The organism is Adhaeribacter arboris (assembly GCF_003023845.1).
Lineage (GTDB): Bacteria > Bacteroidota > Bacteroidia > Cytophagales > Hymenobacteraceae > Adhaeribacter > Adhaeribacter arboris.
This window is the reverse complement of the sequence record NZ_PYFT01000001.1, coordinates 504683-529224: the sequence shown is the minus strand read 5'-3', so window position 1 is coordinate 529224 and position 24542 is coordinate 504683. Positions and strand designations below refer to the sequence as shown.

The following is a 24542-nucleotide window of genomic DNA, read 5'->3' as shown; positions in this document are numbered from 1 at the left end:
AGACGCCTTTTGGAGCAGAGGGGGCTTAAAATAAAAAAGCCACTAACTTTAGATTAGTGGCTTTTACGTCGGGGTGGCAGGATTCGAACCTACGACCTCCACATCCCAAATGTGGCGCGATACCGGGCTACGCTACACCCCGAACTGTTTACCGTTTATCCGAAAAGTACTTAATTAAAGTGGTTTTCCAGAAACGCGGTGCAAACTTAAGTTATTTTTTTGAATTAAAAACTTTATCTCAAAAAAAATTTGCGGAGTAAGGGGGATTCGAACCCCCGGTACCCTTTAGAGGTACGGCAGTTTAGCAAACTGCTGGTTTCAGCCACTCACCCATCACTCCGGCTCTTTCGTTTAAAGAGATTGCAAATATACCAGAATTATTCTGACAATTACAAAACTCCCCCGCCCTCAACTAAAAAATAATTACATTTTATTTTTAATCTTCTTTCTATCAAAGCAATAATTTCCCTTTTGCTATTTCCCAATTACCGACTTACATTTTAGTAGCGGTAAAATTGTCGATTATACCACCTAAATAGATGTTTAGAATATAAGTTTTATTTTCCCTGGATTGATTACAGGAATTTTACAAAATAGGGGATTGCGAGTAAAACTGCACTATGTATTTATACCTTTTCCCGGTCGTTACCAAAGTCCTAATACGGCCTCCTGCGTTTATTACTCTCAAGATTTTGTAGCTTTACCTTTTTAAAAATAAAGAAATCTTAGAAGTTGCAGGAAAATAATACACAATCAAGAACCTCGTTATAATCAGAATAAAGCAAGTATTTACTTTATCGAACAACAAAAATGCGCCGTTTACCAGTATTAAACTTTTATCAGTCAGGTAAATGATAGATATAATGAAAGATTTTATATTTAGTTGCCAACCTATATAACGTAAGCCATTTTGTATAACGTAAATTTATTTTGGAGGAGTTAAATAGCTATTTGGCCGCACCTCCTACCCGAATGAAAATATGAATTGGGATCAGTCCTTTACCTCCATCGAAATTTTAACGGGCATTTTGTTCCTGATTTTGTATTTGGGGTATATTTTTAGAATTCACCGCTTGGCCCGGCATTTCAAACAAAAACCAGATGTAGTTTGGATAAAGTTTGGTTTCCGGACCTTCTACTTTCTTTTGATTATTATTGCCATTCTGGGGCCTTCGTTCGGCGCGATGAAAAAACAAATTAAAACCATTGGAAAAGATATTTTTATTTTGGTGGATGTATCGGCTTCGATGAACGCCCGGGACGTGCCTCCCTCCCGCTTAGAAAAAGTTAAATACGAACTCCGCCAGCTAATTCAAAAATTTAACTCCGACCGCATTGGGCTGATTGTTTTTTCGTCGGAAGCATACGTGCAGTGCCCCTTAACCTACGACCAAAGTGCCCTATTATTATTTGCGGAATCTTTGCATACCAACTTGCTGCCCCGCGCTGGCGCTAATTATGAACCGGCTTTGCAACTTGCTTTAACTAAATTTAAAGCCAATAACCAACCTCATATCCCAGAAAAACGAGCCGAAATAATTTTACTAATCAGCGATGGGGAAGATTTTAGTCCTACTCTCAGCCCCATTTACCGGGAATTGAACCGCGAGAATATTCGGGTAATTAGCTTAGGTATTGGTTCTGAAAATGGCGCTCTTATTCCTTTAGCTAAAGGATTTGTTACCGACCATAAAGGAAAACGGGTAATGAGTAAGTTAAACGCCGAACGACTCGCGGAAATAGCCGGTAATACCAACGGCCAGTATTTTGAAATTGGCGCCCGTTCTTCCGAAATTCCCCGACTAATTAGCGCCATCAACGCGATTGAAGGCGAAAGGCAAGAAACCCGCACCGTAGACGTTAAAGCAAATAAATATTATTACCCGCTGTTTATAGCCTTTATCTTTATTATGCTCGATATATTAATTATCTTTAACGTTATCCGGCTATGAAAATTTTAATGGCTCTTTTAGCTGTATTAATGGCTTTTTTCAGCCAAAAGCTGATAAAAATATCGCGCATTAATGCGTATGTAACCGAAGCTCAGGAAGCGTATTCCCGTCAGGATTTTTCTACGGCCATTTACTTTTATAAATACTTAAGCGATTCGCTCCAAGTGCGCGACCGGGCTGTACGGCTGAACTTGGCGCACGCTTATTATCAGCAAAAGAAAATGGGCCAGGCGGTAAAATACTATCAACCTTTATTAACTAAAACGCCCACCCGGATAGCCTCTTTGGTAAATTTACAGTTAGGCGTCATAATCGTTTCAAAAGACAAGACTAAGGCGTTAAATTATTTTAAGCAAGCATTAATCTTAAACCCTTTAAACGAAGAGGCTCGCTTTAATTACGAATGGTTAAAAAAATATTTAGCGGCGAACCCCGAAGAAAATGACGCCCAGCTACCACCGCCGCAGCCAGATCAAGCCAAACGCGATAGAGCCGAGCAAAAAAAAGAAACTACTCAATCGGGTAAAAAAGAGGATAACGCAGGCTCTACGCAGCAGGAAATGCCAGATCCGACTACTAAGGATGCTCAGAATCCGCCGTCATCCAATACCGACGACAACATTCCGGGAAGCGAAGAAACAGAATCCAACGCTCCTGTACCCAATGCCTCCTCTAACAAGCAGCGGGAAGAAAAAAGCGGCCTGCTACCCGGTACCACCCGGGGCTTAAACAACGAAGCTGGCTCTGCCTCGGATAAGGCAGGCATCTCTGGAAAAGGGAGCCGCGAAGCAAGCAACGAAGGCGATCAGAACAGCCAAACCACGTACGAACGATTAAAGGAAGCGAACCTGACACCAGAAAAAGCGAAAATGCTGCTGAACGCCATGCGCGAAGCCGAGGTACAATATTTACAGCAAATACCGCGGAAGAATACCCGGAAAAGTAATTCGGGTAAACCTGATTGGTAAAAGTTAAAAGATTAATACCGACCCGCAGGATCCTTTAAACTTAAGGTGCTCTTTCTTGTTTCAATTTAACTAAGTAGTGAGCCAAAATTAACCTAACCTAAGTAATAGGACTTCCATTTCTAAAATCAGCTCCTAACTAAATAATGATTTAAAATAAAATTTACTTTGGCTAATATCTTGATACTTGTGTCTGATTTCTTATAAAAAATAGTGTGCTTACAATTATGCAGGTAAAAGAAGTATATATTATCTCTGCCGTCCGGACTCCTATTGGCTCTTTTGGAGGAAGTTTAGCGGCCTTAACCGCTACCCAACTAGGTGCTGCTGCCATAAAAGGTGCCCTGGAGAAAGCTGGTGTAGTTAATAAAGAAGTGCAGGAAGTAATTATGGGGAATGTGCTGTCGGCTAACTTAGGTCAGGCTCCGGCCCGCCAGGCAGCTCTTTACGCTGGTTTGGGTTACGAAGTAGAATGTACTACCGTTAACAAAGTATGTGCTTCCGGTTCTAAGGCCATCATGTTTGCCGCACAGGCTATTATGCTGGGGCACAAAGACGTGATTGTAGCCGGCGGCATGGAAAGCATGAGCAACGTGCCCTATTACCTGGATAAAGTACGCTTTGGTACGAAATTAGGCCACGGCCAAATGACGGATGGTTTGTTAAAAGATGGATTGTGGGATGTATACAACGATTTTCACATGGGCAACGCCGCCGAACACACCGCCCGCGAAATGGGAATTACCCGCCAGATGCAAGACGAATTTGCCATTGAATCGTACCGCCGTTCAGCGGCGGCGGCGGAAGCGGGTCAGTTAAAAGATGAAATTATACCCGTGGAAATACCGCAGCGCGGCAAAGATCCGATTATCGTAAACACAGACGAGGAATACACCAAAGTGAACTTCGATAAAATTACCAGCCTAAAACCGGTTTTTGATAAAGAAGGAACCATTACCGCGGCTAATGCCTCTACTTTAAACGATGGCGCGGCCGCGGTGGTGCTGATGAGCAAAGAAAAAGCCGAAGAACTGGGGGTTAAACCTATCGCTAGAATATTAGGTTTCGCCGATGCCGAACAAGAGCCAAAATGGTTTACTACGTCGCCCGCCCTAGCCATTCCGAAAGCGTTAAAAGTTGCGGGCATTACGCCCGAAGAAGTGGATTTTTACGAAATTAACGAAGCCTTTGCCGTAGTGTCTATTGCCAATAACCAGAAATTAAATTTAAAAAACAGTAATGTAAACATTTTCGGGGGAGCCGTTAGCTTAGGCCATCCGCTGGGCGCCTCCGGAGCCCGCATTGTAACTACTTTACTAAACGTACTCGATAAGAAAAACGGGAAAATTGGGGTAACGGGTATTTGTAACGGGGGTGGTGGAGCATCCGCCATTGTCCTCGAAAAAATGTAACCCCTCCGCTCGAAAGGGCACTTCTCCTAAGAAGCTAGAATTAGGAACCAAAAACAAAAAAGCTTAAAGATCTTCCCTGTTTCGAGTTTTTAACTTGGAACTACTGATAGTTGCCAGTTTGCAACTGGCGGGACAGTTAAAACGCTCTAATCCACCCTGAGAGAGGGTGAGCAGGCAAGGTGAATTTCCGTTCCGCCAGTTACAAACTGGCAGCAGACAGAAAAAATTATCCCGCTTAAGTTTTCTATTCGTAGCCCTAAGAACAGGTAGGGCCGTTAAGTTCTAAATATATCGCGAGCGTCTACGCTCGTGAGAATTATCGTCCGGCCTTTGGCCGGTGAAAATAAGTAAACCAATGCGCTAAAACTGGTTATTCGGTTCGCCTGGCCAGAGGCCTACCAAATGGTAGCCACGAGGCGAGGGCCTCGCGCCATCTTAATTTTTAATTGAACTTAACGGCCCTACCTAAGAACAGCGGAAGAAAGGCTGTTTATCGCATTTAATATCCCTACTTTTACTTATAGTCACTCTAGTCTGTTTACTTTATTTTTGAAAGAAACCCCTTTTTAAAATAATCACTGGAAATTCTTTCTGACAAAATCATCCAAAAATAAATTAATAACGAGAAAAAGATGTTATAAAATTAATTACGCAGCTTTAACGGCCTCTCCTTCCCTGTTCTTAGGGGAGGTGCCCTTTCGGGCGGAGAAGTATATTATTTAGCAACAGCCTTACGTTACTCGATAAGGCTATTTTATTCTATTTTAGGCTTTCTTCATGATTTATTCCTGGCGATTTATTCTAACTTTCTTCTTATTGAATCTAATTGGCTTTACAACTTCGGCCCAGAATACCCGGAAAAAAATGGTGAGTTACCACGACTTGCAGCGGACGGCGGTTAAGCAAATTTATTACATCGTTCCCCCCGATACCGTGCCGGAAGGTACGTACAAACGATTTTACCGGAGTGGCAGACTCGAAGCCATTACCCATTTTACGAACGGCAAACAAGACAGCATTTACCAGGAATTTTACGAAGACGGCGCGAAACGGGTAAGAGTAGCCTACCAAAATGGCCTACGGCAAGGTTTATTCGAGTCTTTTTACCCGAATGGCAAGCCCTTGCAGCAAGCCGGTTATACCGACGATAAACAAACCGGCCCCATTAAATCTTTTTACGAAAATGGTAATCCTAAAACCGAAGCCACTTTTGTAAACGGCTTTCCGGAAGGAGAAGTAAAGGAATATTACCCGGCAGGGGGTTTACAATCGGTTATTACCTACGTAAAGAGTGAGCAAAGCGGGCCAGCCATAACTTATCACCCCAACGGCAAAGTACACACCGAAGCAACTTATAAAAACGGTGTTCTCGATGGGTCTTACAAAACCTACTACGATAATGGTCAGTTAGAATTGGAAGCAAATAACGAAAACGGTAAGCGCAGCGGCATTGTCCGGTCATATTACCGTTCCGGGAAATTAAAATCGGAAACAACCTATAAAACCAGCACCCTGGTTAAACCCAAAGTAGTCACTCCGGATGGGAAAATAAACACCGAACGGGTACTCACCAAATTTAAAAATACCACCAGCCAAGCCGATGGTCCTGCCCGGACTTATTACGAAAACGGTCAGAAAATGAGCCAGGTAACTTTTGATAACGGGAAGATGACGGGCACGGCGCAGTATTTTTATCCCAGCGGTAAGCAGAAGCAAGAAATTCGGTACGCCAATGAGGAACAAGACCGGAAAATTACGAGTTACTATGAATCGGGGAATGTGCAGGAAGAGCAATTGTACAAAAACAACGTAAAAACCGGCGACTGGAAAGTGTACTACGACGGTAAACAACTTAAGCGGAAAGAAACCTACCAGGAAGGCAGATTAACCGGCGAACGAATCTCTTACCACGAAAATGGCCAGGTAAAAGAAAAAGCTACTTACGAAAACGGTAAAATTCTGGGCAAAGTAACGGCGTATTTTGCCAGCGGTAAAGTACAAGCCGAAACCGAATACAAAAGCGGCTTAAAGAACGGGCCTTATAAGCAATATTTTGAGTCGGGCAACCTGGAAATTACGGGTACTTACCGGTACAATAAGCAAATAGGCACCTGGAAGCAATTTGACGAAAGCGGTAAGATTATCAGAACTACTGAATACAAGAATGGGGTAGCTATGGCGGAACGATAATTAATTTTTTTAATTTAATTATTCATGTAAAGGCGGAATCAGCAAGGTTCCGCCTTTTTTATGCTTGTTTTATTCGAATTCTTAAAATTTCAATTACTGCAGTTTGGCTTTGGCGCCTTTTCAAGTCTCCAGACATTGGCGCTGATGCAACTTCTAATTTCAAGTTTGCCTCGTGGCCGGCGGGCCTCGTTTGGCTAGTTCGGGCTGGTAAGTCTTCTTTTCTCCTGCGTCGAAATGCCTCGTTCCTCGGCACCGAATCCTTAAAGGCCCTCTCTAGCCAAACTGGTGTCATTTTACTTAGCTACTGGATTTGCCACTTAGTGGTAGTAGAATCGGTTAAAAAATTCTTCCTAATTTTTATCTAATATAAAATTTAATTACTGCTTATGCAGAAAGCCTTAATGCTGCATCTTTAATGTAAGAACAAGCCTAAACTACACTTTCTTCTACTTATGGTTGGCCCGGAGAAATTCTTTAACCGGAAAGTATTACTTAAATCCAAAGGCTGCTTCTTTCAGATGAAGGGAAATAATTATTGAAGGAAGAGCCGTGAAATTTATCTATCACCAACTAAACACTATTTAACCATGAAAATGCGCTTATGCTTCCGCCGTATTTTAATTTTTTCTTTAATTATTCTGCATTTGAGCTGCCATAGGAACGAAAAAAAAGTATCCACTTCAGAACTTAGAGAGCCACCAGTAAGTGACTCTGAAGCTAAAACAGATGCTGTAGTAGCAACAGAGGCTATGATAGAAAATCAAGAAGTCTCCTCCAGACCATTTAAAGCCGAAGAACAGGCTATCTCCTCATCTAAAAGATCCGCAGTAGATCAAAAAATAATCCGAACGGCCAATTTGCGCTTTCAGGTGGCAGATTTTAAGAAAAGTACTCTGGCTATTAACCAACAAATAACCCAACACGATGCCCAACTGCTATCGGCTAATGAATCCCGGACCGACGGTACTTTAGAAAACAGCTTGGTAATAAAAGTATTGCCGGAAAAATTTGAGTCTTTGCTGAACAGCATTTCCGGGCAAAGTATTTACCTCGATTCCAAGAATATTACCGCCGAAGATGTAACTACCGAATACATTGATATTGCCGCCCGATTGAAAACCAAAAAAGCGGTTGAAGCGCGGTATTTGGATTTGCTAAAACAAGCCAAAACGGTAAAAGATATTATTACCGTAGAAGAACAATTACGGCAACTCCAGGAAGAAATTGAAAGTACCGAAGCTCGTCTTACCTACCTGAACCGGCAAACCAGTTATAATACCATTAACTTGACTTTCTACCAAAAACTGGCAACTACTTCTTTACCCGATACCAGTTTTGCCGTTCGGGTGCGCAATGCCTTGCAAGGTGGTTGGGATATTATGATAGCCTTGTTCATTGGTTTATTGCACCTTTGGCCCTTGCTTCTTATCCTGCCTATTTTAATTATTTATCTTCGTAAATTCATTCGCAAATACCCACCCATTCGGTAAACTTACTCAAATATTTTCTAGCCTACTATTTCGTTTTGGAATAGTCTGGATGCAATCGTAAACGCATCCGGACTGTTCCAAATTCATTTTATCATTTGTAACACCTTTCTAATTCTTAAATCTCAATTTTACTTTTTAGCGAAGGCAAGTCAAGCGGCAAAAAGCTCGGAGAAAAGGTAAGCTTATACCGTGATTTTCTGCGGGGATTTTATCATATTTAGCCAGCGTAATGGGCAAAGACGAAATTAGTAGCTTTAATCTGTTTTTTTACAGAAACGATCCTAAAAGAAAGTCATTTGTGAAAGATGCTTATCGCCATTGTAAGCTCTGGTTGCTACATGCTTTAGCCGGAACCAAACTTTTGATTATATGCAAAATTCTATTGGAGTAATGGATACAACGCCAGATACGTTTCGGTAACTTTTGGAGCAAGAAATTAAGCTTAATGCCCATGAATTACTGAACTAGTTAAAATAACTCGGGAACTAACAGCAATATTTACTTTTTAAACTCTCCTTACATATGCATCCACCTCACAAAACAGCGCGCGCCGTTATTGAAAGTCCGGAATTTAAACGATTGGTGAGCAAACGCTGGTCGGTTTCTTTACTGCTTACTATTAGTATTCTGGTCATTTACATTGGCTTTTTATTAGTGGTTGCTTTCGATAAAGAATTACTGGCGGTAAAAATAGGCAGTTATTTACCCTGGGCTTTGCCCATTGGCTTTGGTATAATCGTATCGGCCTGGTTGTTAACGGGTATTTACGTGTATTGGGCCAATAATACCTACGACACCGAAGTACAGGAAATTAAAAATAAAATGAACGCCAACTAAATTCCCTTATGCTTACTTCTTCTCTTTTGCTGCAGGTTTCTGCACTGCCGGCTGCCTCTACTTTAGGCACGGCCAATCCCGTTTCTATTGTTATGTTCTTTTTGTTTGTGGCAATTACCCTATACATTACTTACTGGGCGGCCAAGAAAACCAAAACCGGTTCTGAGTTTTACGCGGCGGGCCGTAATATTTCGGGGTTCCAGAACGGCTTGGCTCTGGCCGGCGATTACATGAGTGCGGCTTCTTTCCTGGGCATTGCCGGCATGGTAGCCACCAAAGGGTACGACGGTCTAATTTATTCGATTGGCTTTCTGGTAGGCTGGCCTTTAATTATGTTTTTAATTGCCGAACCGCTCCGCAATTTAGGCAAGTATACCTTCGCCGATGTGGTAGCCTACCGCCTGCAACAGCGCCCCATCCGGATTGTGTCGTCGGTAGGTTCTTTACTAACCATTGCTTTTTACCTGATTGCGCAAATGGTAGGCGCCGGTGGTCTAATCAAAACTTTATTCGGGTTGCAGTACGAGTTGGCCGTAGTGGTGGTCGGTTGCGTGATGACGGCTTACGTGTTATTTGGAGGCATGCTGGCAACTACCTGGGTCCAAATTATTAAAGCGGTTTTACTTTTGAGTGGCGCAACGGTGCTGGTACTATTGTCGCTGGCAACTTTTAATTTTAGTCCGGCTAATTTGTTTCAAGCGGTCGCCGAAAAATACGGGGAGGCCATGCTGGCTCCCGGCGGTTTTATTACTAATCCTTTCGATGCCTTATCCCTGGGTTTGGCTTTAATGCTGGGAACAGCCGGATTGCCGCATATTCTCATGCGTTTTTACACCGTACCGGATGCTAAAGCCGCGCGTAAATCGGTTTTTGTGGCTACCGGTTTTATCGGTTATTTTTATATTCTTACTTTTTTTATTGGTTTTTCGGCCATGGTTTTAGTAGGCAAACCCGTTATTGAAGGTATTGATAAAGGGGGTAATATGGCGGCTTTGTTGCTGGCCGAACAAGCCGGCGGCACGGCTTTTCTGGGCTTTATTGCGGCAGTGGCTTTTGCTACTATTCTGGCGGTAGTGGCGGGTTTAACGCTTTCCGGCGCTTCCAGTATTTCGCACGATTTGTACGTGCACGTTTTCCAAAAAGGTGTATCCAACGAGAAAGGCGAAATGAAAGTAGCCAAACGGGCTACGGTTGCTTTAGGTGTTTTATCGATTGTGTTAGGTTTGGTATTTAAAGGTCAAAACGTAGCCTTTATGGTGGGTTTAGCTTTTTCCATTGCGGCCAGCGCTAATTTCCCGGCTTTGCTCATGTCGATCATCTGGAAGAAATTTACCACCCAAGGAGCTGTTTGGAGCATTGCTACGGGTGCCTTTTTATCGCTGGTGCTCATTGTGCTTAGCCCCACCGTATGGGTAGATATATTGCACCACCCTGAGGCTATTTTCCCGCTTAAAAACCCGGCCTTGGTATCTATGTCCGCTGCTTTTTTCGTTGGTATTGTGGTGTCTTTAGCTAATCCGGAAACAGCCGCCGCCGAAAAGTTTGAATCTGAAAAACTGCGGACTTATTTAGGTATTGGGGCGGAGTAATTCTGGATCGCAGATTTTCACGGATTATTCGGATTTCGCGGATTAGTATTTGAATTTAGATTAGCTGAACGGGAAAATAGATTTGCTTTATTAAAGAAACTTTCTTGTTTCTATTGAATAAGGCAAATACGAGATATGTCTGCAAAAAATTTTTAGTTCGTAGAACTAAGGCTATCCTTTAGCTGAACTTATTATTAATAATGCATTCCGGTTGTCGGTTGTTTTTGGGTGGATATACGGAGTAACTAAGTAAAATAGAATGCCAATAACCGGAACAGTTCCGTATATCTGGGAGTTGGCTGCAAGGCGACACGAGCACCTAACTAAATGGCATTATCATAATTATGGGATTTTTATCAAAAATCTTTGGCGAGAAACAAAGTCGCAAGTCTAATCCTGACTTAGCATTTTACGAAGAAATTGTTGACTATATTGTAATTTCCGATACTTTAAAGAGTGACTTGAAAGCTAACCTTAAGCAAGCGTTTCAAGACCCAAAAGCTTTTTATGATGATAATAAAAATTTCATTTTATCCGAACGCGGGTTGAAATATCCGCAAGATGCTTTACTAACACCGAAATTTGTTTTGGTAGACACCTTGCTTGAAAATGGACAAATGGCCGAAGTAGATTGGAAAGAACCAGAAAGCGAAATTCGTATTTATTTGAACGAAATAAGAATTGCAAAAAGGTATGACTTTACACTTTCAGAGGACGACTTCTATCGAGCGCATGACACGGGTGAAATAATAAACTTAATTGATAAGCAAGAACTAAAGCCTCAGGGTTTTTCAATAGAACTTCTTGATATAAATTCAGACAGCTATGTTTTTACTATTATCCCTTTAGATAAAGAGCAAAAAGTGAAGATGATGTTTGAAAAATTAAAATAAACGTATGCCGCTAAAAGCCCTGCAGCCAACAGTGTGTTTATGAAATTGTGGCTGGAAGTCAAGCATTCGTCTTTAAATAGCTATTTTGCTTTTGTGGTTGATTGAAACTGACGTTTTTCAATTGCCACAACTTCATAAACACTTTAACGTTGGCATTAATTAGAATAACAATTTAATATAGTTAATGAATAAGAAGGCTTATCCAATTTTACTTGCTGTTACTTTACTTTTATTATACTTCGGCTTTGGGTATTTTATGCTTTTTGCCAAACAAGGCGCGATTAAATGGTTTCCATTTATTATAATATTTGCTGTAGTTCCTTTTTTACTTTACAAGTCGCTTCAGTTTTATCAAATAAACGAAAAAGCATGTTTAGGATTAGCAGTAGGTTCCGTTTTAGTCATTGGCCCTACCTTCGGACTCTGGATTGGAAAAATATCGGATTACGAATTTTCAAAATATGGTGCGACAACAAAAGGAATCATAATTGAAAAATGGTATAGTAAGCCATCAAGGAAAAGAGAAGGCCAATGGCTTGTTAAATGTAAATTCACAGTCGATAATGAACAATATAGCACTTACAATCTGCGAGACAGGAAAAATATCTATAAAGTTGGTGATACATTACTGATACAATACTCTAAAAGGAATCCAGAAAACAACGAGATACCAGCTTTAAAAAATAACTAATGCCAACACTGCATAAACACCAAGCTACGGCCGAGGGCCTTGCTCGTTGTTTATACTAACCGTTGGCAGTAATAAAAATTATGATAGAAAAGGGTACTAAAATTATTATTAAAAGTATAATTGCCTCAGTTGGTTTACTCTATCTGCTGCCAATGTTAGTAGTAATGCTTGTCTCCGTTTTTAATGATAATATGTTGACTGCTAATCAAATTTTAGAAAATCAACTTATTGAAATTAAAAATAATCTTGGCTTTCTTACTATTCAGGCAGTAGTATTAATAGCTGCTGCAATTTTATTTGGGGATCTTTATGAAAATAAAATCAGGAAGGGTAATAGATTTGCTGTAAATACCGTCACTATAATTAGTTTTTGGGTCCTTTTATTTTGCAGTTGTTCGATAACTGCTGGTGTTCAGAAATCCCTAACTTACGGACAAGAAGGTTTCAAATCTGCAATTTCAGCTTGGATTTATGGTGTGCCACTTTTTCTTATGCTGTGCGCTACAAATGTTTTGTTACTTGTGTTTGTAATGGGTAAAAAATTAAAAATCACAACTGCCAACCACACCTAAACGGCAGCTTCGCCGTCGTTTAGCCCAGAACGTTGGGGGAAATAAAAAACAAATTTTATGGAAAATAGATGGTTCTTCCATCCTATATAATAACCATAAAAACCGTTGCAATGATGAACAAAGGAAAAAAAACAACCGTGAATGTGTTCAAACACCTAGTACTTGTGCCACTTTTAACGACTTTTGTCTTTACGGCTTGTCAAGATAAAAAGGACGACCTAGTGCCAACCACCAAAACAAAGCCTGTTGATGAAATACGTGTAGAGGAAGAGATACCAAATACAGTAGTTGAAGAGGAAACTGTAATACCCACTGTAGTCGAAAAATAAGAGATATCAGATGTAGCAGTTGAAAAATAATGATTCTAAAAGGAATAAAGTAATTTCCAGAGCTTTTTTGAGTACCAAAATAAATACTACCTTATATAAATAAAATATTAACTCCCCCCAACCATACCTAAAAACCACTTTGCACTTTTTAGCTAAGGAGCGTTAGGTAGCAAGCGTAGACAGGCATGAAGTATGCATAAATTGATGCTGAAACAATCACACGTGTCCTTTAGCTTAAAGCTACTTGTCTTAGTTCATTAGCTAAAAGATGGACAGCCGCCTGGATCTTTTTGGCTTGACTTTCCGAAGCTCGCTTGTTCCCTGAAACGTACTGCTGCAAAAGATTGGAATTAATACCAGCCTTAACCGCAATGGCCGATATTTTAAGTTCTTTAAAGTGCTCAAAAAAAGCGGCTAAGTCATACTCACACTCAAACCTAATCTCTTCTGCCGTAATGTCCTGCCACTCCGGATGGTTTTTACCCTCGTGCATTAAATAATCTATGAGGAGATTACGTAAATTCTCCAACACACCAGGTACCGTGTCGCCTTGTGTGGTAAGTAAAAAACCGGGTGCTTTCACCTGAGCCCCAAACTTGTGTTCCTCCCAATCAATGCGCACAGGCAGGGTTATAAACTCTTGCATAAGATAAATTTTTTAAATTACTGAGATAGGCTCAGCAGGTTCTTTACTATCGTTATAATTCCCTTTGGACTAAGTTGAATTTTATGCACTCTCCCTTTCAAACCTGCCTCCCGGCAAATGTCATTCACTAAGCTTGGATTTAAGGCTTGCTCTCCTAAGTCAGGAATTGAAAGAAGATTAGGATGGTTGGAATGCGAAAGAATACGGTGCGTTCCTTGTTGACGAACTTGCTGCCAGCCAGCCTTCTCAAGGTGGCTGATAAGAAATGATGCTGTCATATTATATTATTAATAAGTTTTGACAACAAAAGTAATAATAATATTACCTAAACAATAAATGTTAGGTAATATTATTATTACTTTTTAATTGCTATCAAAAAAATGAATGCGAACAAGCAGCATTCCATTACCAAAGGTGGGACTTACTGGCAAGTGTTGTACCACATTGATACGTTAAATTTATGATCTAAATTTAAACTACTAGAATGTTATTGCCTCACCTTCTGCAATGCGTGTTCATTAGCAGAAAGCATCAAAAACTGTAGTTATTGAGCAACGGCATAAATGATGAGCAATAAAATCAGGTAAACTGCTCGACAAGTAAACTGCCCTTGAGAATTAAGAGAATTAGCCGGATTTGTAATTAGACAAGAAATTACCAGAAAATTGTAGCTGGACAAAATTACTCAACGAACTAAAATCAAGAATAAAAACTTATAAGCAAACTTTAGAAAATTAAATGAACTATCCAATGACTCAACTCGGAAAATTAAAAGATGGACAAACGAAACAAGTTCAGTTACAAACTACTAACTTGACTTAAATAATTAAAAAGGCCGTGCAAGAAATGCCTGCTGCTAACAAAAGCTTTATGGCAGGTGGCGCTAAGTTGCGGTTTGTTCAGCAGTTGCTTTCTGTCATTAGGGTTGTAAGTTGACAAGTCTCCGATTTGTCATGCCACCCGACCACAAAGCCAAGACGTTCACCATTGTAAAAAACGAACCGTCTACGTAAATTCACATTTTTTGCTTGGCGACCTTTAACTAAGGCCACAGTTTTTGGCCCCGACAACCGGACTTATTTTTTGCGATAAACTTGCTCCATAATTAAAAGATAATTAAACCAACAGTGAAATACCAATTATCCGCTTTTGGGTAAAAGCAAAGTTTCTTTCCGGAGACTTTAGGAAAGAAGAATAATTCCTTAATCATACCCCATTCGTAGCTCCCTTTAGCGTTTTACAAATGCCCCATGAATTTTAATATCCTCCGTTCAAAGCGAAAAGATTTTCTTAAGCGCTAATTTGGAGCTTATAGCCTTTGCCGCGTATAACAACAATCTGGATGGTCGGATCAATTTCCAGCTTTTTTCTGAGTTTTGAAATGAACATATCCAGACTGCGGCCGACGATAACCCCTTCATCTTCCCATATTTCTTTTTGGAGCCGGCTTCGCTCAATAGCTTCGTTCGGAGACAACGCGAAAATGCGTAATACCCGGGTTTCCGTTCTGGTCAAGTCTACGGTCTTTCCATTTATCAGGAGCTTACGCGTCTCTGCGTCGAACGACATGGACCCTAAAAGGAATATACCCGGATGCTGACGGTCCGGTAAGGCCTTCCGCGGCTTAACCGATCTAAAAAAAATAAATCCAACCAAGGCTAAAGCGGCCAGGCTGCCCAGCAGATATCCATTCTTGGCGGTAATTATTCCGGTTGGTTTGAATGTAATAGTAATCCTGTAACGCGCTACGGGTTGCCTTCTTCCGATACAAGCTATAATATCCTCTTTCTTATTTTTGGAGATCGCATAGCCATAGACTACACTCGCATTGTTCCGTACATTAACCACGTAATCACGGGCGAGCGGGTCTTTGGCTAATAAACGCTGCGTAGTTTGCACCAGGGATTCGGGTTGAAAAGTAAACGCCTTCTCAAAACTAATCTGGTATTTATTTTCGGCGATTTTTTTTACCGGTAGTACCCGGGATGTACTGTCGCCCGATTGCCGGAGTATTTCATGTCCGAGCCGGCGAAGCAAAATTTCCCTTCGGGCAAAGGCAAAGTCATCATTGTCAGTAACGCTGAAAGCCACACAGATTATTGAGATAAACACTAGCAGTAATAATCCGCCCAGGTGCTTATGTTTTATGGGCAAGAAATTTCTTTTATCCGGCATCATGTCAAGATATTATTTACAAAGTTTACACGCTTATTTACAATCTAAGTTCCTTAGGCTGAAATAAATCAAAGTATTTTTATGGCACCAATTTCAAAAATCTATACGAAAATAAAAGAAGTGCCTTAAACAAATCTGATTTATCAGGAGATAGATCTATGTTAATTAAACCTACAAATATGAAAAAAATTATGTATTCGCTGATCTTACTACTGGTGGTGGTAAGCGGACTCGTATCAGCTAATCGCGACATCAAAAATGAAGAATCTAAAAAGCCAGACCTAAAAACGAAGATGGCCGGTCCTGCAAAGATCGTTTTTAAATCTACAGATGGCGGACAAACCTGGCAGGACATCAGCAAAGGGCTACCCGAAAATTTACGGGTAGATAGTATTCGGGGCAATAGCTTCTTTGCAAATGATAAAGGCCTGTTCTTAAGGGTGGGAAACGGACTCTATCACAATACACCAAATGCCACCTCTCCTTTTTGGACGAAAGAAACAATCCCGGACGAACATAGCAGCATTGCCCCCGGTAAGTCCGGGATAGCTGCCACTAATTACTGGGGTGTAAATCTAAAAACAACAAACGGAACGAATGTATGGTCGCCGATATTCGAAAATTTTCAGGAGCGACTACGCAGCGTTTTTGAAACCTCAGGAGGTACTATTTTCATCGCCATCGACAGAGGCATTATTAGATCCACTGATAGTGGAAAAACCTGGAAACATGTCTATGCCGGACGCTTGGTAGGGAATTTGGCCGAGTCGAATGGCGTACTGCTGGCAACCAGTAGGAGAAAGATAATAAGATCGATCGATAATGGCGACAACTGGGCGCCAGTGATCAGTGAAGACAGTGTGGCCTTCGATGTAAAATCGATCAAAGGTGGATTCGTTGCTATCACCTCCAATTCCGAGTCGAATACCCCAAATACCAGTAGGTTAAGTACCTCCTACGACGGCGGTAAAACCTGGCAGTCCATTCATTCCGCCCTTCGGGACAAAGTTGTTATTAATTCAATAGGCCGGAACTGGAATGATCGCATTAATGATCGCCTTCGTGCGCACGCCTTTATGACTTCAATTACCCAGGTTGGTGAAAACTTCTTTAGTGCTCATCCTAGCGGCATTTTCAGATCATCCGACAAGGGAAAAACATGGAAATTGTTGCTCCCATCTGTAGAAGATAAAGGCTTCAATTTATTTGTTTCAGGCAACGTGATCTATGCCATACCCAGCAAGGGTGGATGTTGAAAAAAATTTCCCAGCAACGTCACCGGGATTTTGCGATTTAGTGCATAATAAATAGTAGCTAAACCGCCACGTCCCCTCCGGGAGACATGGCGGCGAATGAATTTAAACCCACAAAAAATGGAAAAAGTTATGTATGCACTGCTCTTACCGCTGGTGGTGGTAAGCGGACTAGTATTTGCCAATCGTGAAATCAAAAATGAAGCCTCTAAAAAAACAACCCCCAAGCCCCTCTCGGCGGTTGAAAGGAAAGCCGCAAGGGAAAAATGGGAAGCTACCCCAGCCGGTATAAATTTCAAAAAATGGGAAGCGTCTCCCGCAGGTAAAAAAGTATATGCCGCTGAAGCTAAAATAAGGAAGCATATACGAGCTTCTACCAATATGGAGGCTGTTGTAACCGCTCTTTCGCTTCCGCCAGGCGCCCGATTAGGTTTCGGCGTGATGGTCAGGCTGAATGGCGACGATTATATTCTTGGTTATGGACCGGGAAAGTCTAGTGAATGGCAGCAACTGCATCGCCTAAAGGTTAACGACCAAATAATTATAAGAAGTCATGCTGTATCGCACGCACCCAAGTATTTATATCCAATAGTATGGCTCAACTATGTAGAACGAGATCGTAAAATAATTTACAAACGGGTCCCTCGCCAAGGCGGCTGCTGAGTAAAGTTATGCTGGAAAGTTCTTTCCGGAATTTAAAGGTAAAGAGCGTCCGAAATAAATTTATAGCCGACACTTTTAAGAGGGATTATGCTTCCGGCAGTACCTTTTTCGGTATCGACAAGCAATCCACCTTTTTACGCGGTGAACTTTTTATTTTAGATTTTAAAGTAAAAATAATATAGATTAACCATCAATTTGCGCCGGCAAAAAGAAACAGCGGCGTACAACATTGTGTTTATAAAAATGGGGCAGGATGTTCAACATTCAACTTTAAATCGCTAATTTGCTTTGGTGGGTATGGAGACGGTGGTTTTTCTTATGTTACAACTTTATCAATACTCTAACGTTGGGCAACTCCAACTAACGTATGCAACACTACCATTATTTCATCTAAACCAATGGCAATTATTCCACACCTAGCGAAACATTTCCGGGAGGTTCATTTTGGGGGTAACTGGACTGCCGTTAACCTGAAAGATACCTTAGCCGACGTAAGCTGGGAACAAGCAATTACTAAGGTTCATAACTTAAATTGCATTGCGGTTTTAGTTTTTCACATTAACTATTACGTGAGTGCCGTTTTAAAAGTATTACAAGGAGAACCATTACAAGCCAGCGACAAATTTAGCTTTGACCTACCGGCTATCACTTCGGCGGATGATTGGGAAAAATTAGTAACCAAAACCTTATCCGAAGCCGAATTATTTGCCGCCCAAATGGGAAGGTTAGAAGAAGCCAAGCTATTGGAAGTGTTTGCCGACCCCAAATACGGTAACTACTTCCGCAATTTATTTGGCATTATTGAACACGTCCATTACCACCTCGGTCAAATTTCTTTAATCAAGAAAATTTTAAACGAAACTAAAGCCGGTATTTAAGTTGCGCGAAAAATAACTTCCTGCTATGAACTTGCTCCTACCAAACCTTAATAGTATCTATTTTATACCAAGTTGAAAGAAATAAGCTGTATTGGATAGAATCTTATTAGATGCTAGATAGAACGTAGCTAAGAAAAGTTGACACCAGTTTGGCTACAAAGGGCCTTCTAAGGTTGCAGTGCTTGAGCATTCCGAATGGTACAATAAGTCCGAGAAAGTAGTGCTATCCCATACTATGAAGGGGGCAACAATAGCCAAAACCATAATTATTAGCGAAAATGTAATTTCTGAAATCGAAGCACTTAAAAAGAAGAGCGGGAAAAATATTTTGATTTTTGGCAGCCCCACGGCAGCCCATTCTTTAATGGCACACCACCTGATTGATGAGTATTAATTATTTATTAATCCCGTTCTATTAGGTCAGGTAATTCCGGTATTTGCAAATATTGCCGATAATGCAGAACTGCAACTTGTTACCAATAAGGTATTCCCGGGCGGAGTAATAGGGCTACATTATACGGTAGTACGCTGAAAATTTAACTGCCAAAAAAAGCTTCTATACCTTTAGAAAATAAAACTTTTTGAGTTTTCCGGATATAGGACAAGTTTTCATTTTGAAATTGTAAACCACCCCCTTAAAAAAGTATTTACCTTTACCCAGAATGAATACAATAGGCTATTTTGAAATTCAATCTTCTAACCCGGCCAGAGAAATCAAATTCTACGAAAAGGTATTCGGCTGGAAATTTATAAAAGAAGAATACCTACCCATCGAATATTACCGGATCGAAACCAACGGTATTAACGGGGGACTTTTACAAAGACCGGCTTCCATACCTGCGCCGGAAAGTGGTGCCAACGCCTACGTTTGTTCCATTCAGGTAGAAAATTTCGACCAGACCAGCCAATTAATTGTACAGAATGGCGGGCAGGTAGTTTTGCCTAAATTTGCCATCCCCGGCCAATGCTGGCAAGGATATTTCGTGGACTTAGACCGTAACACCTTCGGAATTTTGAAGTGAATGCGGCGGCCAGGTAATTTATTATACGAGAAAACTTTATCAGATTTTATGGTACGACAGGGTTGGCCGATAATCCGGGAATACTGATTTGTACCATACAGTGCCAAAAGCGGCGGCTTCTTTCAAAGTTACAGACTAGGTGAAATGCAAGGGTGATTTTATCATTTCTTAAAAGTATATTCTTGCCCCTACTTTATTCGGATACATTTCTAGTTTAGAAGGTCTAATTTTTACCGGGAAGTAGATGATAAATCTTTTATCATTTTTTAATTGATTAATCCGCTTCAAAATCGCAATTTCCGGCTTTAAACCTTTTTACTTTCACCTTTAAAACTATGAGTTCACGTATTCATTCGTTTGCCGGTTACCAGGCTGCGTACCAAAAAAGTGTTAAAGACCCCGAAGGTTTTTGGGATGAAATTGCCCAAACCTTTACCTGGCGGCAGCCCTGGGACAAAGTGCTCGACTGGAACTTTGAAGAACCCCGGGTTAAGTGGTTTGTGAACGGAAAATTAAACATTACCGAAAACTGCCTCGACCGTCACCTGAAAACTCGTGGTAATAAATTGGCTTTAATCTGGGAACCGAACGATCCGAAAGAACGCTTTGTGCGCTATACCTACCGCGAACTGCACGAGAAGGTGTGCCAATTTGCCAATGTTTTACGGAACAACGGGGTAAAAAAAGGCGACCGGGTTTGTATTTACATGCCCATGATTCCGGAACTGGCTTTTAGTGTGCTCGCTTGCGCCCGGGTAGGCGCGGTTCATTCGGTTATTTTTGCTGGTTTCTCGGCTAATTCCATGGCCGACCGCATTAAAGATGCGGAAGCTAGCGTGGTTTTAACGTCGGATGGTTTGAACCGGGGAGCTAAGCAAATTCCGGTAAAACGGGTAGTAGACGAAGCCCTGGAAGATTGCCCCAGCGTGAAAAAAGTAATTGTAGTAGACCGGTTGGGCTGGGCCGTGAAAATGTTGCCCGGCCGCGATGTTTACCTGCACGAAGAGCTGCAAAAAGTAGAAAAAAACTGCGAAGCCGAAGAAATGGATTCGGAAGATATGCTCTTTATATTGTACACTTCCGGCTCAACGGGTAAACCTAAAGGGGTAGTACATACCTGCGGCGGCTACATGGTGTATACCGATTATACTTTCCGCAACGTTTTTCAGTACGACGAAAGCGATATTTACTGGTGCACCGCGGATATTGGCTGGATAACCGGTCATTCTTATTTATTATACGGTCCTTTACTTGCCGGCGCTACTACCGTTATGTTCGAAGGTGTACCTACTTTTCCCGATCCGGGACGATTCTGGCAAGTGATTGACAAACATAGCGTTAATATTTTTTACACCGCCCCTACCGCTATTCGTTCGCTAATGGCGGCTGGTCTGGACCATGTTTTATCGTATAGCCTGGATTCTCTGAAAGTACTCGGCTCGGTAGGCGAACCGATTAACGAGGAAGCCTGGCATTGGTATCATATTCACGTAGGTAAAGAAAGATGCCCCGTGGTAGATACCTGGTGGCAAACGGAAACCAGCGGCATCATGATCTCCTCATTGGCGGGTGTTACCCCCATGAAACCCAGTCACGCCGGCCAGCCTTTACCAGGAGTGCAGCCTATTTTGGTGGATCAAAACGGCGAAGAAATTACAGAAAACGAAACCGAAGGTTATTTGTGCATGAAGTTTCCTTGGCCGGGCATTATCCGCACTACTTACGGCGACCACGAACGCTGTCGCCTGAGTTATTTTAGTACCTACAAAAACTTGTATTTTACCGGCGATGGCGCCCGCCGCGATGAAAATGGCTTGTACCGGATTATTGGCCGCGTAGATGATGTGATTAACGTATCGGGGCACCGTTTTGGCACCGCCGAAATTGAGAATGCCATTAACCAAAATCGCCACATCGTGGAAAGTGCGGTGGTGGGTTATCCACACGCTATAAAAGGGCAAGGTATTTACGCTTTTGTTATTTGCGCGGACCAAGCCCCCGCTAACCCGGAAAACTTACGGGCTGAAGTGATTGAAACCGTAGTGGAACACATTGGCAAAATTGCCAAACCCGACAAAATTCAGATTGTAAGCGGCTTACCTAAAACCCGTTCCGGCAAAATTATGCGCCGTATTTTACGCAAAGTGGCCGAAGGCGATACCACCAACCTCGGTGATACCAGCACGTTGCTCGACCCGTTGGTAGTAGATGAGATTATTCAGGGAGCGTTATAAGAATGTATACCAAATTGCCTCAAGTAACTTCCATAACATAGGAAATGAAACCCGGCGGGTTTTCAAAACCCGCCGGGTTGAAGCAACTTTTTAAATCAACCTTATGGAAGGGAATGAATACTAATGGGTATAACCAGCAGAAAAGAGAAACCTCTGAAAAGTAATCCGAATTACTCCCTCCTTCAATCTAGAAAGTACAATTTAATACTGCTCCGGCTGTTGCTATGAACCGGTTATGTCCGTACTGGCTGACGAGCTGAAACTGCAAGGTTCTGTAAAATGGTTGTTCTTCTTACTTCATTAAAATTTTAAGAGCATTATCGCGGTAAACTTTGCGAAGCGTTGCATCATCCAGGCCAAACCCGTTCAAGTACCAGTGATAGCCGAACTGGTCGAAATCGTAGAAATGCTCGTCAAGGGTTTCAAGAATCCGGAAAGTAGTCGCGTACATTTTAGGACTAGTTCCCATATCGGTACCGTAAACTAACCGATCCTGGTACTTTTTAAAAAAAGCGCTCATGTAACGGGGTATCGGAGCTACTTCGCCGAAGCGGGCGGCAATGTCGGCGTACAGGTTGGGATATTTATCAAACAAAGTTCCTAAAATGCTAAGGTCGTATTCGGTGTTAGCATAGTGGCAGGCAACAAAAGTGGTTTTAGGATTATCGCGCACCGCATTTTCTAAAGTTTTAATTAAAGCAGCATGGCCCAATAAACCGGGTTTAGTTTTATCAATTTTCCACTGGTAAGCGTTCATTAAACCATCGTTGGTCGAGTCCATGGGTTCGTACATCCAGTACGGTTCGGCCACATGAATGCTAATCGGCATTTTTAACTCGGCGCATTTTTGCAACAAAGGCTTCATGCGCGGATCATCAATGTGCAAGCCGTAACCGGGAGTAGGCAAGGAATAAAATTCACCTAAACCTTTATCGCCCAGTTCGCCTACACCCCGAGCCCCCGCTTTAAAACAACGTTCCAGTTCTTTCACGGCCTTTTTACTCCAGCCTGGTTTATCTTTACCCGTAAAATCAAATCCGCACCAAACCTCAAACCTATTGCCATATTTACTGTATTGCTTTTGAATCGAATCAAATCTGGCACCGGTGGAATAAGATAATACAACTGTTTTTTCTACTCCCACCTGATCCATGGTTTTTACCCACTGCGTCAGTTCCGCCTCGGATTTAGGATAAGGATGCGAATGCAAATCAATTGCCGGGTACTTGGCTTTTGGTACGGTGGTAATGGGTATTTTGTAAATGGATTTCGGGCGGTAATCTTTTAGTAATAATTGTTCTGGATTTTGGGCAAAAGTAGTTTCTACAGCTAAGATGCACGCGAGCAGCAAGAGTAGGTTTTTATTCATAAGGGAAAGTGGATTATATTTTCTGTATTTTAGTTGAGACTGTTCCGGTTCATTAAAATAGCGCTCATGCTCTTCATCGTTCACGGTTACCTCCTGGCGATAGACCTCAATTGGCTCCAGAGGGTGGTCTAGAGCCAAACTGGTTTCATTTATTCTTTGCTACTGCTAATTGTTTCTTTCAACGATTTGAAAAAGATTTTGCTTTCTACCCTTACTTTTGGTGAATTATATTTTAAAGAATATTCCTCTTCTATAAAGAAATAATAACATGCGCCATTCCAGGAAGAAAATAACCAAAGAGGTAATTATGCCAATTATAGCTTCCGGAAAGCGTGCCATTTCCAACAATCCGCCGGTAATGGCGCCGATGTACCCGTTAAACCAGCGGCTACCCACAATTTCGAAAAACAAATAGATGAATAAGGAATTCATACCAACCACGAGAAAGAAGAATAAATATTTTTTATGATTCTTGATGTCGATCCACCAGAACAAAAAGGCTAAGGCCAGTAAACACCAACCACCCGATACAAGCACAAAAGAACTGGTAGCAATGCGTTTAATAACCGGCGTTACCGTAAAATCGAGCAAATAACCTAAAACCAGAGCAGCTATACCGGAATATAATAGCCATTTTACTTTTTCGGAACCGGGTTTATTCGAAAGTAACAACCGACCAGCCATGGCTCCCCATAAAGTATGCGCCGTAGTGGGAATACAATTTATGGCTACCCAACCACCCGGATTAATAATGTTCATTAAAAGTAAATCGACGTAATTACCAAAATTGTGCTGGTCGGTAAAAGGCTGGTCAAAACCGGGGACGTGAGTGAAACGGTATAAAACTTCGGTGAGCAACAGTAAACCCAAACTAAAAATAAACTGATAACGTACCGGCCACCGGAAAACTAAAAAAGTTACCAAAGTGGTAAAGGATAATTGGGTAAGTACATCCCACAACTCAAAAGAAAGACCAGTCCGCCGCACGGCGTAATCCAGCACTCCCCAAAAAAACAACCATCCGGATCGCTTTAGTACTTTCACGAAAGACTGGCCCCAGGGCATGCCTTTTTGCTGCTGCCGGGTAAGGGAATAAGCTAAAGCGGTGCCGGCAATAAACATAAAACCCGGTTGAATTAAGTCCCAAAAACGCACTCCGTGCCAGGGATGATGATGAAACTGCTGCATAAAAGCATTGAAAATACCCTGCCCGTTTTCGTTGTACAAGTGCTCGTACAAACCGGCTCCTTCGAGCATGAGCAAAACCATAATAAGTCCCCGCATGAAATCCAGCGAAAGCAGGCGAGGAGAACTGGTTTGCGTTAAAGATTTCTGCTCAATATCTGCCGAAGTGTCGGTTGTCATTACTTTCATATGTTAGG

The 24542-nt window shown here is 41.6% G+C and carries 22 protein-coding genes and 2 tRNA genes; 17 read left to right on the top strand and 7 right to left on the bottom strand.

Features of this window, described 5'->3' with window-relative positions:
- Positions 1 to 68 precede the first annotated feature (68 nt).
- A tRNA-Pro gene (locus AHMF7605_RS02175) sits at positions 69 to 142 on the bottom strand.
- A gap of 110 nt (positions 143 to 252) precedes the next feature.
- A tRNA-Ser gene (locus tag AHMF7605_RS02170) sits at positions 253 to 340 on the bottom strand.
- 640 nt (positions 341 to 980) lie between these two features.
- On the opposite strand from AHMF7605_RS02170, the gene AHMF7605_RS02165 reads away from it, so the two are divergent.
- From AHMF7605_RS02165 to AHMF7605_RS02110, 11 genes are all read left to right on the top strand, one after another.
- Complete coding sequence (locus AHMF7605_RS02165) at positions 981 to 1952, top strand: vWA domain-containing protein (protein WP_106926011.1); 972 nt, start codon at positions 981 to 983, stop codon at positions 1950 to 1952.
- Complete coding sequence (locus AHMF7605_RS02160) at positions 1949 to 2920, top strand: tetratricopeptide repeat protein (RefSeq protein WP_106926009.1); 972 nt, start codon at positions 1949 to 1951, stop codon at positions 2918 to 2920. Before AHMF7605_RS02165 ends, AHMF7605_RS02160 begins: the two co-directional genes overlap by 4 nt.
- Positions 2921 to 3144: 224 nt before the next feature.
- Positions 3145 to 4329, top strand: a complete 1185-nt coding sequence (locus AHMF7605_RS02155; RefSeq protein WP_106926007.1) for an acetyl-CoA C-acyltransferase — start codon at positions 3145 to 3147, stop codon at positions 4327 to 4329.
- A gap of 816 nt (positions 4330 to 5145) precedes the next feature.
- Complete coding sequence (locus AHMF7605_RS02150) at positions 5146 to 6519, top strand: toxin-antitoxin system YwqK family antitoxin (RefSeq protein ID WP_158267434.1); 1374 nt, start codon at positions 5146 to 5148, stop codon at positions 6517 to 6519.
- 749 nt (positions 6520 to 7268) lie between these two features.
- The gene (locus tag AHMF7605_RS02140) at positions 7269 to 8009 is read left to right on the top strand and encodes a DUF4349 domain-containing protein (protein WP_158267433.1); all 741 of its coding nucleotides are present in this window, start codon (positions 7269 to 7271) and stop codon (positions 8007 to 8009) included.
- Between the two features lie 522 nt (positions 8010 to 8531).
- Positions 8532 to 8846: a DUF485 domain-containing protein gene (locus AHMF7605_RS02135; protein WP_106925999.1), complete on the top strand. Its 315-nt coding sequence runs from the start codon at positions 8532 to 8534 to the stop codon at positions 8844 to 8846.
- Between the two features lie 8 nt (positions 8847 to 8854).
- Complete coding sequence (locus AHMF7605_RS02130) at positions 8855 to 10435, top strand: sodium:solute symporter family transporter (protein ID WP_106925997.1); 1581 nt, start codon at positions 8855 to 8857, stop codon at positions 10433 to 10435.
- A 344-nt stretch (positions 10436 to 10779) separates the two neighbouring features.
- A complete protein-coding gene (locus tag AHMF7605_RS02125; RefSeq protein ID WP_106925995.1) occupies positions 10780 to 11328 on the top strand; it encodes a DUF6630 family protein in 549 nt (182 codons plus the stop codon).
- A gap of 184 nt (positions 11329 to 11512) precedes the next feature.
- Positions 11513 to 12019: a DUF3592 domain-containing protein gene (locus tag AHMF7605_RS02120; RefSeq protein WP_106925993.1), complete on the top strand. Its 507-nt coding sequence runs from the start codon at positions 11513 to 11515 to the stop codon at positions 12017 to 12019.
- An 80-nt stretch (positions 12020 to 12099) separates the two neighbouring features.
- Positions 12100 to 12591 carry a hypothetical protein gene (locus tag AHMF7605_RS02115; protein WP_106925991.1) on the top strand — a complete coding sequence of 164 codons (492 nt, stop codon included), beginning with the start codon at positions 12100 to 12102 and terminating at the stop codon, positions 12589 to 12591.
- 110 nt (positions 12592 to 12701) lie between these two features.
- On the top strand, positions 12702 to 12920 hold the full coding sequence (locus AHMF7605_RS02110; protein WP_146153493.1) for a hypothetical protein: 219 nt from the start codon (positions 12702 to 12704) through the stop codon (positions 12918 to 12920).
- 229 nt (positions 12921 to 13149) lie between these two features.
- On the opposite strand, the gene AHMF7605_RS02105 is transcribed toward AHMF7605_RS02110, so the two are convergent.
- From AHMF7605_RS02105 to AHMF7605_RS02095, 3 genes are all read right to left on the bottom strand, one after another.
- Positions 13150 to 13566 (bottom strand): hypothetical protein, encoded by a 417-nt coding sequence (locus AHMF7605_RS02105; RefSeq protein ID WP_106925987.1) that lies wholly within the window; start codon positions 13564 to 13566, stop codon positions 13150 to 13152.
- Between the two features lie 17 nt (positions 13567 to 13583).
- On the bottom strand, positions 13584 to 13844 hold the full coding sequence (locus AHMF7605_RS02100; RefSeq protein WP_106925985.1) for a type II toxin-antitoxin system HicA family toxin: 261 nt from the start codon (positions 13842 to 13844) through the stop codon (positions 13584 to 13586).
- A gap of 1012 nt (positions 13845 to 14856) precedes the next feature.
- Complete coding sequence (locus tag AHMF7605_RS02095; RefSeq protein ID WP_233218882.1) at positions 14857 to 15744, bottom strand: winged helix-turn-helix domain-containing protein; 888 nt, start codon at positions 15742 to 15744, stop codon at positions 14857 to 14859.
- Positions 15745 to 15920: 176 nt separating this feature from the next.
- Between AHMF7605_RS02095 and AHMF7605_RS02090 the strand changes: the two genes are divergently transcribed.
- From AHMF7605_RS02090 to acs, 6 genes are all read left to right on the top strand, one after another.
- Positions 15921 to 16997 carry a WD40/YVTN/BNR-like repeat-containing protein gene (locus AHMF7605_RS02090; RefSeq protein ID WP_146153492.1) on the top strand — a complete coding sequence of 359 codons (1077 nt, stop codon included), beginning with the start codon at positions 15921 to 15923 and terminating at the stop codon, positions 16995 to 16997.
- Positions 16998 to 17114: 117 nt separating this feature from the next.
- A complete protein-coding gene (locus tag AHMF7605_RS02085; RefSeq protein WP_106925981.1) occupies positions 17115 to 17657 on the top strand; it encodes a hypothetical protein in 543 nt (180 codons plus the stop codon).
- A gap of 398 nt (positions 17658 to 18055) precedes the next feature.
- Positions 18056 to 18535 carry a DUF1572 domain-containing protein gene (locus AHMF7605_RS02080; protein ID WP_106925979.1) on the top strand — a complete coding sequence of 160 codons (480 nt, stop codon included), beginning with the start codon at positions 18056 to 18058 and terminating at the stop codon, positions 18533 to 18535.
- A 235-nt stretch (positions 18536 to 18770) separates the two neighbouring features.
- Positions 18771 to 18929 carry a dihydrofolate reductase family protein gene (locus AHMF7605_RS02075; RefSeq protein WP_106925977.1) on the top strand — a complete coding sequence of 53 codons (159 nt, stop codon included), beginning with the start codon at positions 18771 to 18773 and terminating at the stop codon, positions 18927 to 18929.
- 268 nt (positions 18930 to 19197) lie between these two features.
- Positions 19198 to 19557, top strand: a complete 360-nt coding sequence (locus AHMF7605_RS02070; protein WP_106925975.1) for a VOC family protein — start codon at positions 19198 to 19200, stop codon at positions 19555 to 19557.
- Between the two features lie 335 nt (positions 19558 to 19892).
- Positions 19893 to 21791: an acetate--CoA ligase gene (gene acs, locus AHMF7605_RS02065; RefSeq protein WP_106925973.1), complete on the top strand. Its 1899-nt coding sequence runs from the start codon at positions 19893 to 19895 to the stop codon at positions 21789 to 21791.
- Between the two features lie 292 nt (positions 21792 to 22083).
- Here acs and AHMF7605_RS02060 read toward each other — a convergent pair whose 3' ends face one another.
- Together AHMF7605_RS02060 and AHMF7605_RS02055 are read right to left on the bottom strand one after the other, a co-directional pair.
- Positions 22084 to 23298 (bottom strand): amidohydrolase family protein, encoded by a 1215-nt coding sequence (locus AHMF7605_RS02060; RefSeq protein ID WP_199200180.1) that lies wholly within the window; start codon positions 23296 to 23298, stop codon positions 22084 to 22086.
- Positions 23299 to 23385: 87 nt separating this feature from the next.
- The gene (locus AHMF7605_RS02055; RefSeq protein ID WP_199200179.1) at positions 23386 to 24534 is read right to left on the bottom strand and encodes an acyltransferase family protein; all 1149 of its coding nucleotides are present in this window, start codon (positions 24532 to 24534) and stop codon (positions 23386 to 23388) included.
- Positions 24535 to 24542: the final 8 nt, after the last annotated feature.

Excerpts from the sequence above, each read along its gene's own strand:
- AHMF7605_RS02080 (WP_106925979.1), top strand. The coding sequence starts at position 18,056 with ATGGCAATTATTCCACACCTAGCGAAACATTTCCGGGAGGTTCATTTT.
- AHMF7605_RS02100 (WP_106925985.1), bottom strand. The coding sequence starts at position 13,844 with ATGACAGCATCATTTCTTATCAGCCACCTTGAGAAGGCTGGCTGGCAG.
- AHMF7605_RS02075 (WP_106925977.1), top strand. The coding sequence starts at position 18,771 with ATGAAGGGGGCAACAATAGCCAAAACCATAATTATTAGCGAAAATGTA.
- AHMF7605_RS02095 (WP_233218882.1), bottom strand. The coding sequence starts at position 15,744 with ATGATGCCGGATAAAAGAAATTTCTTGCCCATAAAACATAAGCACCTG.
- AHMF7605_RS02070 (WP_106925975.1), top strand. The coding sequence starts at position 19,198 with ATGAATACAATAGGCTATTTTGAAATTCAATCTTCTAACCCGGCCAGA.
- AHMF7605_RS02125 (WP_106925995.1), top strand. The coding sequence starts at position 10,780 with ATGGGATTTTTATCAAAAATCTTTGGCGAGAAACAAAGTCGCAAGTCT.
- AHMF7605_RS02090 (WP_146153492.1), top strand. The coding sequence starts at position 15,921 with ATGAAAAAAATTATGTATTCGCTGATCTTACTACTGGTGGTGGTAAGC.
- AHMF7605_RS02115 (WP_106925991.1), top strand. The coding sequence starts at position 12,100 with ATGATAGAAAAGGGTACTAAAATTATTATTAAAAGTATAATTGCCTCA.
- acs (WP_106925973.1), top strand. The coding sequence starts at position 19,893 with ATGAGTTCACGTATTCATTCGTTTGCCGGTTACCAGGCTGCGTACCAA.
- AHMF7605_RS02135 (WP_106925999.1), top strand. The coding sequence starts at position 8,532 with ATGCATCCACCTCACAAAACAGCGCGCGCCGTTATTGAAAGTCCGGAA.
- AHMF7605_RS02120 (WP_106925993.1), top strand. The coding sequence starts at position 11,513 with ATGAATAAGAAGGCTTATCCAATTTTACTTGCTGTTACTTTACTTTTA.
- AHMF7605_RS02085 (WP_106925981.1), top strand. The coding sequence starts at position 17,115 with ATGGAAAAAGTTATGTATGCACTGCTCTTACCGCTGGTGGTGGTAAGC.
- AHMF7605_RS02130 (WP_106925997.1), top strand. The coding sequence starts at position 8,855 with ATGCTTACTTCTTCTCTTTTGCTGCAGGTTTCTGCACTGCCGGCTGCC.
- AHMF7605_RS02160 (WP_106926009.1), top strand. The coding sequence starts at position 1,949 with ATGAAAATTTTAATGGCTCTTTTAGCTGTATTAATGGCTTTTTTCAGC.
- AHMF7605_RS02155 (WP_106926007.1), top strand. The coding sequence starts at position 3,145 with ATGCAGGTAAAAGAAGTATATATTATCTCTGCCGTCCGGACTCCTATT.
- AHMF7605_RS02140 (WP_158267433.1), top strand. The coding sequence starts at position 7,269 with ATGATAGAAAATCAAGAAGTCTCCTCCAGACCATTTAAAGCCGAAGAA.
- AHMF7605_RS02110 (WP_146153493.1), top strand. The coding sequence starts at position 12,702 with ATGATGAACAAAGGAAAAAAAACAACCGTGAATGTGTTCAAACACCTA.
- AHMF7605_RS02055 (WP_199200179.1), bottom strand. The coding sequence starts at position 24,534 with ATGAAAGTAATGACAACCGACACTTCGGCAGATATTGAGCAGAAATCT.
- AHMF7605_RS02105 (WP_106925987.1), bottom strand. The coding sequence starts at position 13,566 with ATGCAAGAGTTTATAACCCTGCCTGTGCGCATTGATTGGGAGGAACAC.
- AHMF7605_RS02165 (WP_106926011.1), top strand. The coding sequence starts at position 981 with ATGAATTGGGATCAGTCCTTTACCTCCATCGAAATTTTAACGGGCATT.